The sequence below is a fragment of the Treponema berlinense genome (assembly GCF_900167025.1).
GTDB classification, from domain to species: domain Bacteria; phylum Spirochaetota; class Spirochaetia; order Treponematales; family Treponemataceae; genus Treponema_D; species Treponema_D berlinense.
Map to the genome: position 1 here is coordinate 187,783 of NZ_FUXC01000002.1, position 16,759 is coordinate 204,541.

Here is a 16,759-nt window from a genome sequence, read left to right on the forward strand (position 1 = left end):
GAAAAAAATGAGTTTTACAACAACAATGAATGCGACAGAAAAGTTTCAGACTCAAAATGCAGTTGATTCATTTAACAAAACTTTGACTGTAAACGGTCGTAAAACCAGTAACGAATTAGGAAAAGATGATTTTTTGAAGATTCTGATTGCTCAGCTTTCAAATCAGGATCCGACAAATCCTCTTGAAAACACAGACTTCATTGCCCAGATGGCGCAGTTCAGTTCTTTGGAGCAGATGACGAATATGAGCCAGGGCTTTGAAAAAATGGCAGGACTTATCAATTCAAGCGAAGCCCAGTCAATGCTCGGAAAGACAGTTGAAGTTGAAGCGGGCGATGTTGCGGTAAAAGGACAGGTTGAGGCGGCAACAAGAGGAAGTCAGCCGCAGGTTCTTGTAAACGGCATGTATTATAGCATGGATAAAATAAAAGCAATTTACGGCATTTAATGCCATTTTGCGGTTGCACCAATAAAAAAAATAACTGTACCAACCTTTGACGGTACATTGAACGAGGGTAGATATATGATGAGATCACTTTATTCGGGCGTTTCTGGCCTTCAGAACCACCAGACGAGAATGGATGTAATCGGTAACAACGTTTCCAACGTAAACACAACAGGTTTTAAACGTGGCCGTGTTAATTTTCAGGACATGATAAGCCAGCAGATGGCCGGAGCTGCAAAACCGACAGAAGAAAAGGGCGGTGTAAATCCTAAGGAAGTTGGTCTTGGAATGACAGTTGCTTCAATCGACACCGTATTTACACAGGGAAATCTTCAGTCAACAGGAATTGCAACAGACCTTGCAATCCAGGGAAACGGCTTCTTCCTAGAAAAAAACGGCGAAAAATCATACTACACTCGTGCCGGAGCTTTTTCTCTCGACAGCGACGGAACTCTCGTAAATCCAGCAAACGGTTTTAAGGTACAGGGATATATGGCCCGCGAGATTAACGGCGAAATGGTTCTTCAGACATCTGCCACACCGGAAGACCTTGTAATTCCTGTAGGCTCAAAAGATCCTGCAAAAGCAACTGCTTCTGTAAAATATGCCTGCAACCTTAACAAGAATACGCCAGAAATTCAGGAAGGAGCTAATGCGGCTGACGTTGCAAAGGGAACCTGGTCAATTGAAGAAAAAGTTTATGACAGTTTCGGAAACACACACCTTCTTACAATCAATCTTACCCGTGTTCCTGGAGTGGCAAACCAGTGGCGTGCAGAAGTGAATGTTGATGCAAATAATGCTGACTTTACTCAGACTCGCGTTGGACTTGGTACAACAGACGGAGTTGGCAATACTTTCCTTGTAAATTTTGATAATACTGGAACTCTCCAGTCAGTGACAGACGAAGCTGGAAATCTTACAAATCCTACGGGAGAAGTAATTCTTCAGGCAAGTTACACTGTACCTGGAGCAAATCCAAACGAAGACGGAACTCCATACCGTCAGACAATGGATATCAATCTCGGAACAATTGGCAGCCAGAAAAATACTATTACACAGAGCGCTTCGCCTTCATCAACAAAGGCTTTCTTTCAGGACGGATACACAATGGGGTATCTTGAAAACTTCAAAATCGATTCGTCAGGAATTATTACTGGAGTTTATTCAAACGGTTCTAGCCGCACAATCGGACAGCTTGCATTGGCAACTTTTTCAAACCAGAACGGACTTGAAAAAGCAGGTGAAAATACTTATGTAGAAAGCAATAACTCTGGTCTTGCTAACATCGGTATTTCGGGAATCGCCGGAAAAGGAAGTCTTCTTGCTGGTGCGCTCGAAATGTCTAACGTAGACCTTTCAGAACAATTTACGGATATGATTGTTACACAACGTGGTTTCCAGTCAAACGCAAAAACTATTCAGACTGCTGACACATTGCTCGAAACAGTTCTTTCGCTCAAACGCTAGCGATAAATAATTAAAAATCATAGGGCTGTCCCTGGTTAGGTTTTATAACTTTAAGGACAGCCCTTTTTTATGCAGGCGGCTCATTCGCTGACGGTGGCATCCTTGTCACCTTTTCGCCTGTCGGCGCGCTCATTGCGCTTCGAATCCTGCACGGTCTTTTTTCTGTATTTCCGTTTAAAATAAAAAAAGCCTTACTGCATTTAGTAAGACTTAGTCGGGATGACAGGATTCGCCCTCCAGTCGGACACGTCGTGTGTCCTCCTTGCAGGCGGCTCATTCGCTGACGGTGGCGTCCTTGCCACCTTTTCGCCTGTCGGCGCGCTCATTGCGCTTCGAATCCTGTGCGGTCTTTTTTCTGTATTTCCGTTTAAAATAAAAAAACTCACTCTTTTGAGTGAGCTGTAATCGGGATGACAGGATTCGAACCTGCGACATCTTGGTCCCAAACCAAGCGCGCTACCAGCTGCGCTACATCCCGTGATTATAAAAAAAAGTGGGCACTGAGAGACTCGAACTCCCGACAACCTGGGTGTAAACCAGGGGCTCTACCAACTGAGCTAAATGCCCGGATAAAAATTGCTGTCATTTGATAAAAAGAGTGGGCACTGAGAGACTCGAACTCCCGACAACCTGGGTGTAAACCAGGGGCTCTACCAACTGAGCTAAATGCCCGTTCCGTCAAACGACTTAGTTAATATAACAAATGTAAGAAAAAAGTTCAATACCTTTTTGCTTAAAAAATTGAAAATTTTTAATTTTTTTAGTCTTTTATCATTCTGTTCATTGTGTTTTTTATTTCTTCCCTGAACATTACCAGATCCATGATTTTTAAGGAAACAGTGGTGTCAAGTTCTTTTCGGATTTTATTTTCTGAGATAAGAACTGTATCAAAAGCGTAATTTACTTGATCATAGCCAGGACGTTTTACTTCAATTGAAAAATTAAATTTTTTAGTTTCGTCTGCGTTTTCTGCTTCGATTGCTTTTGGCCAAAAACTATAAGAGCCTTTTGTGCTGCTGTATGTATTCAGCGGATTTGCCCAGGTGATGTCCGCCATATCAACTTCTTTTCCGTCCATTTTAAGTGTTACGGTTGCGTTTGCGAGAGGTTCAAAAGTGTTTCCTTCGAGAATTGAGCCCTGGATTATTGGAAAGTTAAAAACAGGTTTTTCGCTGGCTTCTACAATGCATTCTGTTCTTGCAGAAGAGTGGAACGGTCTTTTTGTCGAGCTTATTATTCTGATTCCTTCGATTCCGAGAGCGTCAATATCGGCTTTTATCTGTGCATCTTGCAGAATATCGCGCGCATGAATAACTCCACGGCCGCTTACAACGTATCTTGGAGCAACACGGTTTAAAACATAACTTATGGCATCTGCCCGGCAATTTTCGCAGTCGCAGGTAAGCCAGCAGGCATTGACCTCTTTTATCTGATTGTAAAGTTTATTTATCCGATGGCCTACAACTTCTTCCATTAAGTTATGAATATTCATCACAAATCACTCCATTTTTAGTAAAATTCTCTAAAATAATATTTTTAAATTATAAAACAAAAAAAGATTGAGTGCAAATTTTCTGAAAAAATCAGTTTTCCCGGAAAAGCGGATAAATTTCAGTCTTTAATTTTATATTTTGTTATGATAAAATAAGTTATCGATGTTAAAAAAGTTTGTTTTTTATTTTGCTGTTTTCTGTCTCATTTTTGTTTCCTGTAAAAACAGCGATATTGGCGATATGAACCAGAATTCATCTTCGTTAAAGTCGGTTGCCGAAAAAAAAATCACCGAAACTGACTGGACTTTTGAGCTTGAAAAAGACAGGCTTGCTCAGGATATTTCTGTTGTAAACAGTATCGAGAAAAAAATAAAACTTACTCCCCAGGTTTTCTTGAATTCAACTTATTCAAAAAATTTGGAACCTGTTTTTCCTTGTGTCGAGGGATTTGGTTCTTTAAATACTTCTAATTTTAATTCAGAAATAAAAAAAATGACCGAAGAATTCGCTTCTTCGCTGTGCAAAAATAAATTTGCTTCAAATCTTTTTGATTCGTCCGATATTTATGAACTCGCGCTTTTTTCTATTGAATTAAAAAATCGCTGGGAAAAAACTTTTGATTTTCCTTATCCGGAAATTGATGAAAAAAAATCCGAAGAACTCCAAAATCAAGAAAAAACTGGCGAAAATTCTTCTGACGCCGAAAAACAAACGGTTCAGGAAATTATTCTTTTTGATGAATATATTCTGGGAGAACCTTTTGAAATGAATTCTCTCTGCGAAGTTCCTGTCCGCTTTGTGCAAAAAAAAGGTTTTGTCGATGTAGTTCTTTATTTTTTCAAGAATCCTAATGGAAACTGGAAAATCAACCAGCTGCAGATTTTAAAAATGCAGAAAAAATTCAAAAAGGATGTAAGATAAAAAAGCCGAAAATGTCGTCTGTTTTTATCTTTAAAAGTTTGCGTTGCAAATTTTTTTAATCTTGACTTTTTATAGGAGAGATAGTTGCAAAATCAGGAATCAAAAAATCAATCAGGCGTACAAAAAAATTCTTCGCAGTTGACAGGAATTGAACGCCAGCTTGTCCTTCAATATTTAATGGACGCAAATGTTCCTGTAACTTTGACAGAAGAAATTGAACTTGGTCAGGAAAAAGCGGCTGAGAACGAAAAATCCGAAAACGGGCACAGAATACGGACTGTGGCTTCGGGCGTTTTTCCTGTTGCTCTTCCGGGAGAGCAGATAACTGTCCTTGATCAGGGAATAATTCTCTTAAAAAATCCGCCGGAAAGCGTAAAGGTTTTTGATGGAAAAAAAGTCCGGGTTCAATTTTATTTTAACAGGCTCGGACTCTATTTTATAACGACAGTCAAAACCGTAAAATCCGGACTTGCGCTTGTGATTCCTTCGGTTATCAGCAAAATTCAGGAAAAAGAAACAAAAAAAACTGAAAATTTTTCGGCAGTTTTGTGCTTTAATTCAAATTCTTCTTCGGAAAAAAATATTTCTTCGAGCGTAAATTGCGGTTTTTCGCCGGAGTATCCGCTTTTTGTAAATCCAAAGTGGAGCGATGTTGAAGAGCCAAACCAGCAGGAAGCAAAAAAATACCTTGAAAAATTTGTCATGCTTTTGCGTTCTGACGGAAAATCCATCGGAAACGGACTCTTTTTGATTTCGGTAGTGCGTTTTCTTTCAGATAAAAATTTTAGCCAAAATCAGTCAATTGAAGGCCGGAAAAATCCTCCGCAGATAATTTACATAGACCACGAAAGGCTTGTGCTTGCCGCCAAAAAAGAAAATATCATCGTAAACAAAGATGAGGAATATTCTGTTGTTCTAGGCTTTCCGATTTCCAAAGGCCCGATAAAAGAGAGGACTGTCTACGCGGTTTTTACGGTTGAAAATATTTTTGAAGACGACTTGAACCAAAAATGCTGCGCCGTCTGCCGTTACAAAAATATAAAAGAAGAAGACGTCCGCTATCTGGAGGATAAAAAGAATTAAGGTTTGAGCGAGGAAAACGCGTTGTGCAGTCTGTAAAAGTTTTTGCACGGACAAAAAAAATCTTGAAATTAAAAATTTATGGCGTCTCCGGCGCTATGCGCCGGCCGGCTGTTGCACAGTTCGCTTGCGCTCTAAGTCCTCGGCGCGCAATGGCGCGCCTGCGGTCTTTGTCGGCGCATTGTTAAAACAATCCGCCGCCACTGCTCCATAGCCTGACGCAAAAAAACGTGAAAAAAAGCGATGCACAATTAAAAGAAATATGTTATACTCGCAATTGACAGAGAAAATCGGAGAGGCATAATCTTGTCAGAACAGAACAGAACAGAACAGAACAGAACAGAACAGAACAGAACAGAACAGAACAGATAAATAATACACTTTCAATATTCATGTCTACAGAAAGACCGTTGTACTGCGCGCGCCTAAATTGGCGTGTTCCAGTATAGCGGTCTTTTTGTTTTTAAATTTATTTTGCGCCTGCGGAAAAGTTTTCGGAAAAATTCCGAGTGCTTGTTTTGTTTTAGGAGGTGTGCGGAAAAATTCCATTGGCAGACTTTTACTCTGGGCGGTTTTCGGAAAAATTCCGCGGGCTGCTTTTTGCCTGGGGAGGTTTCGGAAAAATTCCGAAGGCCGGCTTTTTGACTAAGAAGGTTTCGGAAAAATTCCGAAGACCAGCTTTTTGCTTAGGGAGCATTCGGAAAAATTCCGAGGGCTTGTTTTGGTTTAGGGGACGTGTGGAAAAATTCCGCGAGGCGGCTTTGTCTAGTGCCTTCGGAATAATTCCGCAGTAAACAGGAAATGTCATTGTCGTACTTGATACCGCGATGTTTGCATAGCAAACTCGGTTAGCAATCTTTTGATACAGATTTCCGGGGCAAGCCAGAAAATGACAGGAATAAATAAAAGTGCCGGCTGGAGAGTCGGAGATGGAGGTTGAATGAATAAGGTAATTTCTAAGATTCGTGTAACAGAAGTTGACGGGCTTAGCGATGCGCTTGTGCGGCTTTACAAGGCGGATGAAGGTGTTTCTTCAGATGTGTTTTTGAAAGGCGTGATGGACGAGATTGAAAAGCTTTCTGTTTCGATTACAACCGCAATCAAGCAGGACAAGGTTTTGAGCAATCTTGAGGAAGCAGACGGCGTGCGCGACGAGGCTGTAAAAAATCTTTCAACGTTGTTGGACGGCTACTCTGTATTCCCTGTCGCGGCAAAAAAAGAGGCGGCGCAAAAACTCAAAGCTGTTTTTGACAAGTACAGAAAATCAATCACAACGGCAAACTATGTAAGCGAATCTTCGCTTATTGAAAGCCTGCTGGAAGATTTTTCCAAGGAAGAAGAAACAGTTTCTTTACTTGACGGAATAAAGGAAATCTTGGAGCAAATCCGCTCTGCGCAGGATTTATTTGCAAAGGCAAGCGACGAGTACAATGCGGCTTCCACGGTAAAAACAGAAAGCGCCTCATCATTAAAAAAGCCTCTTCTTTCTGCAATCAACGACAAGCTTATTCCGTACATTACAGCAATGAAAATGGCGAACAGCGCAGTGTACGCAGACTTTGCGACAAAAGCGGAAGGCGAGATAAAGCGCGTAAACGAAACAGTTTCCAGGCGCGCAAAGTAATTGAATAAATCATTTTAAATAAATCAATTTTAGGAGAAAGAGAAAAAAATGAAAAAAACAAGGATTCTTGCCGTGCTTGCGGCAATGACAATGGGGCTTGCAGTCTTTGGCTGCAAAGCGGAAACAGAAACTGAAACCGAGTATGTTGATAAAATTTACGCCGAGGCCGTAACATTTACCGCGGAGGACGCAGGGGATGCCGGCGTAAAGGTGGCAATGGCAACAAAGACGGAAGGAGCCGCAATCTATTACACAGTTGACAAAAGCTCCGAAAGCCTCAAATACAGCGAGCCTTTGACATTCAGCAAGGACACTGAGATAAAGGCTTTTGCGGTAAAAAAAGACATAGAAAACAGCCCTATTTCCGTAGCAAAAGTTTCTATAAAGACAAAAACGATAACAGAAAAAGTCTATGTCTGCGCCAAGTGCCAGAAGGAATACAAGACTGCGCAAGAAGCTATTGACTGCTGCGCGGAAACTTTGGACACAACCGCCCCGGCAGACGTAACGGAGCCTGTAGCCGCCGCAAAGGATTCTTCTGTTGTGCTCACTTGGAAAGACGCAACAGACGAGGACATATTCGGCTGCCTTGTAAGCTGGAAAGCGGAAAGCCAAGGCCGCGCTTTGGTTGCCCTTGAAAAAGACAGCCTTATTGCCGCAAAAGGACAGCAGGGCTGCGTAGTTACAGGACTTACAAACGGCACAAAATACACATTCACTGTAAAGACAATGGACACAAGCGGAAACACAAGTGCCGGCGTTACCGTAAAAGCAACACCGGTTGCGGTGGATTCAAAAGAACCTCTGAAGATTGACTTGAGCGTTCCGGAGGCAAAAAGCAATACTTCTGTAACAGTAACAGTAAATGTCGAAACTGCTGCGGAAAAAATCGTAGATGTTGTATACAAAAAAGACGGAAGCGTGAATGCGGCGACTTTGCTTGCGGACGCAGATGCAAAAAAAGCGGAGCAAAACAGCGCCGGCAACAAAAAATGGACTTTTGAAATAACAGCCGCAGACGAAACTGCAAACGGAACATACACAGTTGCCACGCTTGACTCGGACGGACGCGAAGAGGCAGCGCAGATAACAATAGACAACTTTGACTTTACGCCGCCTGCAAAAGTAAGCATAAGCGCAATAAAAGACGTATATTCAAGCGATAACTCTTCTATAACCTTAAGTTGGACAAACCCGGCAGACAGCGACTTTGACCATGTGGAAATTTCATATACATCTACCGACAGTACAGGCGATTCTAAAAGGTCTAAAGCAGAAATTGTAACTGGTACAGAAAAAATTTTTGAAGTCATAGACGGCAATAAAGCATATTACACCTATTATATTGCAAGCGTTGACAAGCTCGGCAACAAAAGCAACGAAGTAAAATACAAAGTAAGTGTAAATAAAACAGTGAGCAATGTGCCGGAGGGGTTTGTGGAAATTCCTAGTGCTTCAATTGACGGAACAGAAAGCTGGACGCCAAGTTCAGAAGTATTTGTAAAAGGACGCAATCTTAAAATCGCCTCGTTCTACATGAGCGACCATGAGGTAACACGCGGAGAATACAAGACACTTATGGGAAAAGACCCAAGCTCTGCCAGCGCTTATGACAAGGACGGAAACAGGCTTACAGGCGATGACAATGTAAAAAACAACCCTGTAAATTATATCAGCTGGTATGACGCGCTTGTATATTGCAACACTCGTTCTATAAATGAAGGCTTAACTCCTTGCTATGCAATCGGCGGAAAAACAGACCCAAAGGACTGGGGAAGTGTTCCGAGTTCAAGCAACAGCACGTGGAATGCCGCAACATGCGACTTTACAGCAGACGGCTACCGCCTGCCTACAGAGGCAGAATGGGAATGGGCTGCGCGCGGCGGAGAAAGCTACAAGTATGCCGGAAGCGACACCATAGGTGACGTAGCCTGGTATAAAGAAAATACGAACAATACCGGAACAAGGGATGTAAAGACCAAAAAGAAAAACGCCTACGGACTTTACGACATGAGCGGAAACGTATGGGAATGGTGCTGGGACTGGTATGATAGCATATCAGGCGACACGGCAAGTACGGGCCCGGCTTCGGGCTCTCTCCGCTGTCAGCGCGGTGGTTCTTGGAACTACCTCGCTCACTACGCGCAGGTTGCCTACCGGAGCAGCATCAGCCCGGGCAGCCGCAGCAGCAGCTGTGGCTTCCGCCTTGTTCGCAACGCCAACTAGCGTTGGCTAGTTCTGCAAGGAAATTATTAAACAGCTTCCGCTTTTGCGGAAGCGCAAAACCGGGCAGCAACCCTACAGCATTTTGCGTTAGGGATTTTGCATACCGTATGTATGCTGCGAGATTTTGCTGACGCAAAACTCGGGTATTTGACGTGTGCGCTTGTGCGCACGGCCTAACGCTAATGCGTTAGGGATTGTAGGGGCGGCGTAGCCGTTCCGGAGCGTAGCGTAGGAATGAAGCGATAGCGTAATCCCGAAAAGCCCGGCCCGAGCCTGACTGCCTGTCTGGCAGTCGGAGCGAGTGGAAACGCCCCCAAATAAAAAAAAACGGTGACTAATACAAATCACCGTTTTTTATCTGGTTAAAACTGCTTTATTTTTTTGCGGCGTGGTAAACTGGATCTTTTATTTCTGTTTTTGGTCCGATTTTGTCAAAGCCGCAGAATGGAACTAGTGCAGGCGGAACTGTAATTGATCCGTCTTCGTTCTGATAGTTTTCCATAATTGCAAGCATTGCCCGTCCTACCGCAATTGCGGTTCCGTTTAGCATGTGGACATATTTATTTTTGCCGTCATCATCGTGGTATTTTACGTTCAAGCGGCGTGACTGGAAGTCTGTGCAGTTTGAAGTTGATGTAACTTCACCGTAGTCGCCTTCTGGTTTTTCTTCTGTTGCGCGGCTTGGCATCCAAGCTTCGAGATCCCATTTTCTGTAAGCAGGAGCACCGAGGTCGCCTGTGCATGTGTCAACTACGTGGAATGGAATTCCTAAGCCTTCAAAAATTTCTTCTTCGATTAAGCGGAGTTTTTCGTGGAGCTTGTTTGAATCTTCTGGCAGACAGTAAACAAACATTTCGACTTTATCAAACTGGTGGACTCTGTAAAGTCCTTTTGAGAACTGTCCTGCGGCGCCGGCTTCGCGTCTAAAGCAGTGGGAAAGTCCGCAATAGAAGAGTGGAAGAGCAGATTTGTCCAGGATTTCTCCTGAGTGGTAGCCACCGAGGGTAATTTCTGCTGTCGCAACAAGACATGTTCCTTCGTCTTCGATTGCATAAACGTTTGATTCGTTTCCGCGCGGATTAAAACCGATTCCTTTCAAAATTTCTTCTTTTGCAACATCTGGAGTAATGAATGTTGTAAAGCCGTGCTTGCGGAGAATGTTGAGTGCGTACATGATGAGCGCTTCTTCAAGAAATACAGCCTCGTTTTTGAGATAATAGAATTTTGGACCGGAAACTTTTGTTCCGCGTTCAAAATCAATCAAATCGAGTTCTTCGCCAAGTTCTACATGGCTTTTTGGTTTGAATGTAAATTTGCGTGGAACTCCAACTTTCTTTACTTCGAGGTTTTCTGTGTCGAGTTTTCCGATTGGAGTGTCCGGATGGCACATATTCGGAAGCTGTCTTGCGGCGTCTTCGAGTTTTGCTTCAACTTCTGCAAGTTCCTTTTCTGACTGAGAAACATCTTCCTTAATTTTTTTGCCTTCTTCAATGAATTTCTGGCGTGTTTCTGGATCAAGTTTCTGCTTCATGTTTGCGGCATTTTCGTTTCTCTTCTGCTGCAATGACTGAAGTTTTGTCGTAAGCGCAGTGCGTTCATCGTAAAGTTTTACAACGAGATCCGCATCGGCAACCATATTGCGGTTTTTTATGTTTTCTTTTACTTCTGCAAGATGTTCTTTTACAAATTTCAAATCGAGCATTTGTATCTATCTCCCAATCTCTCTTAAAATTTCTTATTTGTTTATTTTATTCTTTTAACGGTTTTAAGGCAATTGCAACGTTTTTTTTGAATTTTTACTTTATCTCAAAAACGGCATCGACTGTAAAACTGATTGTTGTTTTTCCGCCGGAAATTGGCGTTGAAACAAAGGAAGAGGCGCTGTCTTCTACTGCTGCTTCTAAAGAGGCACGTTTTGCGTTGACTCTGTAAAATCCAAAATTATTTGACTGCTCGTTTAGAGAAATTACTTTTCCAAGAAAAGCGCCGCTTGTTGTTGCGAGGAGATTTGCCGTATCCCGTGCATTTTGAACTGCAAGCGTGCGTGCCTGTTTTACAAAAGATTCTTTGTTGCTTATTCCATATTGAAAAGACGAAAGCTGGTTTGCGCCGGCTTTTATTGCGGCGTCAATTACATTTCCTGCCATGGTTAAATCTTTTATAAAAATTTTGATCCGGTTTGTGGCAACATAATCTCCGTAAATTACTTTGCCGTTCAAATAATTTGATTCCTGGTTGATTGTGTAATGTTCTGTGGAAACGTCTTCCGGCAAAATTCCCAGGGCTAAGACAGATTCATGGACTTTTGTCATTTTTTCTGCGTTCTCTTTTGCCGTATTTCCGACATCTTTTCCTCTTGTAATTACAGAAAGAATAATTGTCGCGTTGTCTGCTTCAACTTCGACAGAACCTGTTCCGCTTACGCTCACTGTCCTGCGGTTGTTTTCCGTAGTTTTTATTGTGCAAGATGTAAAAAAAACTGCGCCAAGTACTGCCAAAACCAATTTTGCATTTAAGAGTTTTTTCATTTTTATCTAATCCTCCAATTTTCTTAATAAATATTTACGTAATAGCGATTCAGATAAATTTTCCGTCTGTTTGCTTCCTGCCAGAATGTGCTTGCAGGATAATTTTTTATAAGCGAATTATACGAATCGATTGCGCTTTTTATGTTTTTTACTTCGCTGTCAGCTTCCAAAATCTGTCCTTGAAGAAAAAGCGCCTCGTCAATGCGTGTATTTTGAGTGTCGAGATACTGCTGAACTTCTGAAAGCGCTTGAGCGTAGGATTTTGCCTCAAAATCTTTTTTTGCCTGTTCCAAAAGGTTTTTTGTATCGATTTTTAAGGATTTTTTCTGTTCTGGCCTTGAAACTTCATTTGAAACGTCATTTTTCTTCAAGTTTATTTCGTCTTGTGAAGAAAGTTTTTGCTCATTGTCAGAAGTTTTTTCTTCAATATTTTTTATTTCGTCAGTTTTTTGAGCTTCTTCCTGAGTTTCCGCTTTTTTTTCGAGGCGGACAGGTTTTTGCGGAACTGATTCTTCATAAGAAGGAGCTTTTGCCCTCTCATTTGGCTTTGCCGATTCTTCGAGAACTTTTATCTCCAGATAATCGTCAATGTATTCGCCTTTTAAAACGTCATTTTTGTAAAAATGAAGGACTGTTTCTCCGCTTTTTGTTGTGCGTAGCGTAAAAGTAGTGTTTTCTGTTCCGAGTTTTCGTCCAAAATATCTCAAAATCTGGTCTTTGCCTTCGTCTTCTCCCATGTAAATCCAGCCGCGTCCCGGGTAAATTATGTCAACGTACTGGTTGTTTTTTGCGGTCATTGAGCGGCTCGGAGTCTTTTGAGGATTGCTTTCGGTCTGTTCTGTATTTTCTTTCGGCTCTTCTTCCTCAATTTCTTCAGAAAGTTCGTCTTTATTCTCAGGTTCTTGTCCGTTTTGAGGCAAGTTTTCCTGATTTTCCATAGAATTTTCGTTCAGTTCCAAATTTTCGTCTGTCTGAGGATTTTCCTCCCCGGAATTTTCTTCTGTTTTTGGCAGGAGTTCTGGTTCTTCTTCGTTTGTTTCTGGAATGTCTTGGGCTTTGTTTTGTTTGTTTTCGCTTGATTCAGGATTTTGTCCGTCTGCGGCTGTCTTTGTTTCTTCCACAAACAGTGAATCTTTTACTTCAGGTTCAACAAAGTCTTCCTGGGTTTCTTCTGTTTCGTTTTCGCTGTCTGCCAAAAGTTCGTCTTCATCGATTTTTTCAGAAAGCTGATTTTCGTCATTTTCTGGTTTGTTCTGCGTGTTTTCTGAATTTTGCAGATTTTCTTCATTTGCAAGAGAATCTTGAGAAATCTCTTTGTTTTCCAATTGGTCTTCTGGAATTTCTTCAGTTTTTTTGTCCGAAGACTGTTCCGCCTGTGTTAAATTTTCTTCGTTTTTTGGCGAAGAGGCACAAGAATTTAAAATATAAAGAGAAAAAATTGATGTAAATAAAAACAAAAAAGTTCTGGCTTTAGTTTGCATCAAGGCGCTGCTCCTGTAATTTCGTCAATGATTTTGTCGTTTGAATTTTCAAGTTCTTCAATGAGCCTTGAATCTGGTTTTGAAAAATATTTATTTATTTCTTCGTCGCTCCAAGAGTTTTCTGTTTTTCGCGACAAATAATAATCTTTTTCGATTTCCAGATATTCGGGCGTCATTGGCTCCGAAGTCAATACATTTTCCGGTTTTTCGAAGTTTTTTGCCTTTGGCTTTTTTGATTGAATAAAAACTACTGTCAGCGCAATTACAAAAAAAATTAAAAAAATCGCACTGATTCTTGCTAAAAGAGGTTTTTCGCGAATAAAATCACTTGTTTTTTCTTTTAATTCATCAAAATCAACCATTTTTGCTTTTACTTCTGTTTTTCTTCGGCTCTTTCCTGATTTTCCGATTTTTTGTCGTCAGAAGCGGCTTTTTCCGCCGATTTCTTTTCATCTTCGGCGATTTTTGCCGCCTTTGACTTTCTTGCGGCTTCTTTTGCTTCGGCGCGGAATTTTTCAATTTCAGGATCTGTTATAGTTCCGTCCGGATTGTGAATTCGTTTTGCCGGTCGCGGAGGAATGTAAACGTTTTCTTCCGGAGGAACATCTTCTTCGATAAATTCTTTTTCCGATTCGTCTGGTTCTGCAGAAATTTCTTTGTCGAGCCGCATTGTCATAACTTTAGAAACACCGGATTCCTGCATGGTTACACCGAGCATTGTGCTTGCGCCCATTACGGTTTTTTTGTTGTGCGTAATTACAATGTACTGCGAAAGTTTTGCGAATGAACGCAATGCGGTTACAAAGCTTGAAACGTTTTTGTCATCGAGAGCGGCGTCAATTTCATCAAGAAGACAGAACGGACTTGGTCTTACCTGATAAGTTGCAAAGAGGAGTGCGACTGCCGTCATAGTTTTTTCACCGCCGGAAAGAAGCGCAATGTTCTGGAGTTTTTTTCCAGGCGGTTCGGCGTAAATGTCGATTCCCGAAGTAAGCACGTTTTGCGGATCTACAAGGCGCAGTTCTCCACGTCCGCCACCAAAAAGACGGCGGAACATATTGTGGAAATTTTTCTTGATTTTGTTGTAAGTGTCGAGGAACATTTCCGTCGACTTTGTCTTGATTTCCTCAGAAACACGGATTAAGTTTTCGAGCGATTTGTTTGTGTCATCGTAACTTGCCTGCAATTTTTCGTAGCGTTCTTTTTGCTCTCCAAATTCTTCCGGCGCCATAAGGTTTACGCTTCCGAGAGCTTTTAACTCTTCGCGGGATTTTGCAAGTTTTTCGCGCAAAACTGCCGAAGAAGTCGTTATTTTGTACATCCGCTCTTCAAATTCCATAAGGTCGCGGCTGTGAGTGTCGATAAAGTTCTGCTTTATGTTTCTTATGTCGTTGTCGCTTGTTACTAAATCCATTGCCAGCTTTTCGTACTGGGATTGAATTTTTCTCTGTTCTTCCTGTTTTTTGTCGAGTTTGTTCTGAGTTCCGCTTACAGAGGAATTGCAGCGTACGATTTCGCTGTTGATTTCGCTCATTTCGTCGGCGCATTTTTGACCGCGATGTTCAATCGCCGCAAGTTCGCTCTGAACGTCGATAATCTGTTCGTTTAGTTCGTCTCGTCTTCTCTGTTCCTGTTCAAATTCTTCCTGATTTTGTCGAAGGTTATTTTGTTCGCTTACGAGAGAGCGGCGCAAAATTTCAACATTCTGCTTAACTCCAAAAATTGCCTGAGCCATCGAAGCTTCTGTCACGCGCAGCTGGTTTAAGGTTTCGCGGTATTCGTTTATTTTTTTTACAAGCTCGCCGTTTTCGCTTTTGTAAGAGGCAATTCTTTCGTTGATTTTTTCAATTTGCGAGTTTAGGTCCAGAATTTTTGAATCGATTCCACGTTTTTTTGTGATAATTCCTTCCGGAGATGTAAAATCCTCGATAAAATCCGGCATCGCCTTTTCGTATTTAGAAACTGCTTCTTCAATATTTACGCTGATTGAAGAAATTTCCTCAAAAGCCTTGATTGCGTCCTGAATGAGTTTTTCGTTTTCGCTTTCTGAATGGCCTGTAATCGATGCGTAGTCAGAAAAAATATTTTTTCGTCCTTCGGCAAAGATTTTGAGTTTTGCGAGAGAATTTTCAACTTCTTCTTTTGCAGATTTTGCCGCATTGCTTGAATATCCCGAATCTTTTAATTTTGCATCGAGCTCCTTTACAATGTCTTCGGTTATTTCGCCCAATTGTTTTTGATAATCTGCAATTTGCCTGTTTAATTCTTCAATTTCGTCTGCGCTTTTTGCCGCAAGAGTGTCATTTTCCGTAATTTTTGCACTTGAAGAAGTTATATTTTGCGTAAAGGATTCGATGTTTTGCTTTACGCTGTCGAGTTGTCTGTTTTTTGAATGTAAGTCGGCTTCGCGCTCGTCAATTTCTTCATTAAAGGTGTCAATTTTTTCCTGAATTGAATTCTGCTTTACTTCAAGAATTCCGATTTTTTCTTTTATCTGGTTCGCTTGAAGATTGTATTCCTGTGCGCGCTGAAGCTTGTTTGTCTTTTCGGTCTGGACTTTAGCAAGTTCAACCTGCAGAGAATTCATTTTTGTCTGCAAATCTTTGATTTTGTCGTTATTTTCAAAGAGAGCCGCCTGAATTTCTTCAATTTCCTTTTGAACGGCAGTGCGTTTTTCTTCGAGTTCTTTTTTTGCCGTTTCCTGACGCGCTTTGTCCTGTGTAAAATCTTTAAGGCGCAAAAGCTGAATGTCGAGTTCGCAGTTAAAAATATCATCCTTAAATTGACGGTACTTGATTGTTTTTTCGCTCTGAACTTTTAAGGTTTCGTAGCTGCGTTTGTTTTCAATCAGTGCAACTTCAATCTGGGCAAGATTTTGTCTTGTGCGTTCAAGTTCGCGTTCCGCTTCGGCACATTCCGCCTTTGAACGGCTGATTCCGGCCGCTTCTTCAAAAAGGTATCGTCTGTCTTCCGGTTTAGACGAAAGAATCTGGTCAATTTTTCCCTGTTCCATAACGGAATAGGCTGCTTTTCCAACGCCAGTGTCCATAAAAAGGCGGCGAATTTCTGTCGGACCGACCTGTCTGTTGTTAATATAATATTCGCTTTCGCCAGAGCGGTACAGACGGCGTTTTAATGCAATCTCAGAATCTTCAAGAGGCAAAAGTCCGTTTTCGTTTGCAATTGTGAGCGTAACTTCCGCAATATTAAGAGGAGGGCGTGTTTCGGTTCCGTTAAAAATAACAGATTCCATCGTATCTGCACGGAGATTTTTTGCCTTGTTTTCTGCAAGAACCCATTTTACCGCATCGACAACATTGCTTTTTCCACAGCCGTTTGGCCCGAGCAGGGCGGTAATTCCATCTGCAAATTCAATATGAGTTCTGTCGGCAAAAGATTTAAAACCGAAAATATCCAGACATTTAAGAAACACTTTTTAAACTCCGCGAAAAATCAAATTTTGGTATCTTTCTATTATAGCAATAAAGGCA

At 41.5% G+C, this 16,759-nt stretch carries 12 protein-coding genes and 3 tRNA genes; 6 read left to right on the plus strand and 9 right to left on the minus strand.

Annotation, left to right across the window (positions count from 1 at the left end; genetic code table 11):
- Positions 1 to 7 precede the first annotated feature (7 nt).
- Together flgD and flgE are read left to right on the plus strand one after the other, a co-directional pair.
- Positions 8 to 448: a flagellar hook assembly protein FlgD gene (flgD, locus tag B5D47_RS02700; RefSeq protein ID WP_078930449.1), complete on the plus strand. Its 441-nt coding sequence runs from the start codon at positions 8 to 10 to the stop codon at positions 446 to 448.
- Positions 449 to 523: 75 nt separating this feature from the next.
- Positions 524 to 1,915 (plus strand): flagellar hook protein FlgE, encoded by a 1,392-nt coding sequence (gene flgE, locus B5D47_RS02705; RefSeq protein ID WP_078930286.1) that lies wholly within the window; start codon positions 524 to 526, stop codon positions 1,913 to 1,915.
- A 405-nt stretch (positions 1,916 to 2,320) separates the two neighbouring features.
- On the opposite strand, the gene B5D47_RS02715 is transcribed toward flgE, so the two are convergent.
- The 4 genes from B5D47_RS02715 to B5D47_RS02730 all read right to left on the minus strand — a co-directional run bounded on the left by B5D47_RS02715 (position 2,321) and on the right by B5D47_RS02730 (position 3,407).
- A tRNA-Pro gene (locus B5D47_RS02715) sits at positions 2,321 to 2,393 on the minus strand.
- Between the two features lie 16 nt (positions 2,394 to 2,409).
- Positions 2,410 to 2,482, minus strand: a tRNA-Val gene (locus tag B5D47_RS02720).
- A 32-nt stretch (positions 2,483 to 2,514) separates the two neighbouring features.
- A tRNA-Val gene (locus B5D47_RS02725) sits at positions 2,515 to 2,587 on the minus strand.
- 88 nt (positions 2,588 to 2,675) lie between these two features.
- Positions 2,676 to 3,407, minus strand: a complete 732-nt coding sequence (locus B5D47_RS02730; RefSeq protein WP_078930288.1) for a late competence development ComFB family protein — start codon at positions 3,405 to 3,407, stop codon at positions 2,676 to 2,678.
- Between the two features lie 163 nt (positions 3,408 to 3,570).
- Between B5D47_RS02730 and B5D47_RS02735 the strand changes: the two genes are divergently transcribed.
- From B5D47_RS02735 to B5D47_RS02755, 4 genes are all read left to right on the plus strand, one after another.
- A complete protein-coding gene (locus B5D47_RS02735; protein WP_078930289.1) occupies positions 3,571 to 4,329 on the plus strand; it encodes a hypothetical protein in 759 nt (252 codons plus the stop codon).
- A gap of 84 nt (positions 4,330 to 4,413) precedes the next feature.
- Entirely contained in the window at positions 4,414 to 5,412 is a 999-nt protein-coding gene (locus B5D47_RS02740) for a hypothetical protein (protein ID WP_078930290.1), read from the plus strand.
- A gap of 937 nt (positions 5,413 to 6,349) precedes the next feature.
- Positions 6,350 to 7,033, plus strand: a complete 684-nt coding sequence (locus tag B5D47_RS02750; RefSeq protein WP_078930292.1) for a DUF6261 family protein — start codon at positions 6,350 to 6,352, stop codon at positions 7,031 to 7,033.
- Between the two features lie 48 nt (positions 7,034 to 7,081).
- On the plus strand, positions 7,082 to 9,259 hold the full coding sequence (locus B5D47_RS02755; protein ID WP_078930293.1) for an SUMF1/EgtB/PvdO family nonheme iron enzyme: 2,178 nt from the start codon (positions 7,082 to 7,084) through the stop codon (positions 9,257 to 9,259).
- A 373-nt stretch (positions 9,260 to 9,632) separates the two neighbouring features.
- Here the strand turns inward: B5D47_RS02755 and serS are convergent, their stop codons facing one another.
- The 5 genes from serS to B5D47_RS02780 all read right to left on the minus strand — a co-directional run bounded on the left by serS (position 9,633) and on the right by B5D47_RS02780 (position 16,701).
- Positions 9,633 to 10,961, minus strand: a complete 1,329-nt coding sequence (gene serS / locus B5D47_RS02760; protein ID WP_078930294.1) for a serine--tRNA ligase — start codon at positions 10,959 to 10,961, stop codon at positions 9,633 to 9,635.
- A 94-nt stretch (positions 10,962 to 11,055) separates the two neighbouring features.
- Positions 11,056 to 11,787: an SIMPL domain-containing protein gene (locus tag B5D47_RS02765; RefSeq protein WP_078930295.1), complete on the minus strand. Its 732-nt coding sequence runs from the start codon at positions 11,785 to 11,787 to the stop codon at positions 11,056 to 11,058.
- A 23-nt stretch (positions 11,788 to 11,810) separates the two neighbouring features.
- Positions 11,811 to 13,271 carry a hypothetical protein gene (locus B5D47_RS02770; RefSeq protein ID WP_143592589.1) on the minus strand — a complete coding sequence of 487 codons (1,461 nt, stop codon included), beginning with the start codon at positions 13,269 to 13,271 and terminating at the stop codon, positions 11,811 to 11,813.
- Positions 13,268 to 13,630, minus strand: coding sequence for a hypothetical protein (locus B5D47_RS02775; RefSeq protein WP_078930297.1), 363 nt, complete (start codon positions 13,628 to 13,630; stop codon positions 13,268 to 13,270). The genes B5D47_RS02770 and B5D47_RS02775 overlap by 4 nt, the downstream gene beginning before the upstream one ends.
- Positions 13,631 to 13,638: 8 nt before the next feature.
- A complete protein-coding gene (locus B5D47_RS02780; protein WP_078930298.1) occupies positions 13,639 to 16,701 on the minus strand; it encodes a chromosome segregation SMC family protein in 3,063 nt (1,020 codons plus the stop codon).
- Positions 16,702 to 16,759 lie beyond the last annotated feature (58 nt).

Bases quoted from the DNA above. Each gene is read 5' to 3' on its own strand.
- B5D47_RS02755 (WP_078930293.1), top strand. From the start codon at position 7,082: ATGAAAAAAACAAGGATTCTTGCCGTGCTTGCGGCAATGACAATGGGG.
- B5D47_RS02775 (WP_078930297.1), bottom strand. From the start codon at position 13,630: ATGGTTGATTTTGATGAATTAAAAGAAAAAACAAGTGATTTTATTCGC.
- B5D47_RS02730 (WP_078930288.1), bottom strand. From the start codon at position 3,407: ATGAATATTCATAACTTAATGGAAGAAGTTGTAGGCCATCGGATAAAT.
- flgE (WP_078930286.1), top strand. From the start codon at position 524: ATGATGAGATCACTTTATTCGGGCGTTTCTGGCCTTCAGAACCACCAG.
- B5D47_RS02750 (WP_078930292.1), top strand. From the start codon at position 6,350: ATGAATAAGGTAATTTCTAAGATTCGTGTAACAGAAGTTGACGGGCTT.
- B5D47_RS02735 (WP_078930289.1), top strand. From the start codon at position 3,571: ATGTTAAAAAAGTTTGTTTTTTATTTTGCTGTTTTCTGTCTCATTTTT.
- serS (WP_078930294.1), bottom strand. From the start codon at position 10,961: ATGCTCGATTTGAAATTTGTAAAAGAACATCTTGCAGAAGTAAAAGAA.
- B5D47_RS02765 (WP_078930295.1), bottom strand. From the start codon at position 11,787: ATGAAAAAACTCTTAAATGCAAAATTGGTTTTGGCAGTACTTGGCGCA.
- flgD (WP_078930449.1), top strand. From the start codon at position 8: ATGAGTTTTACAACAACAATGAATGCGACAGAAAAGTTTCAGACTCAA.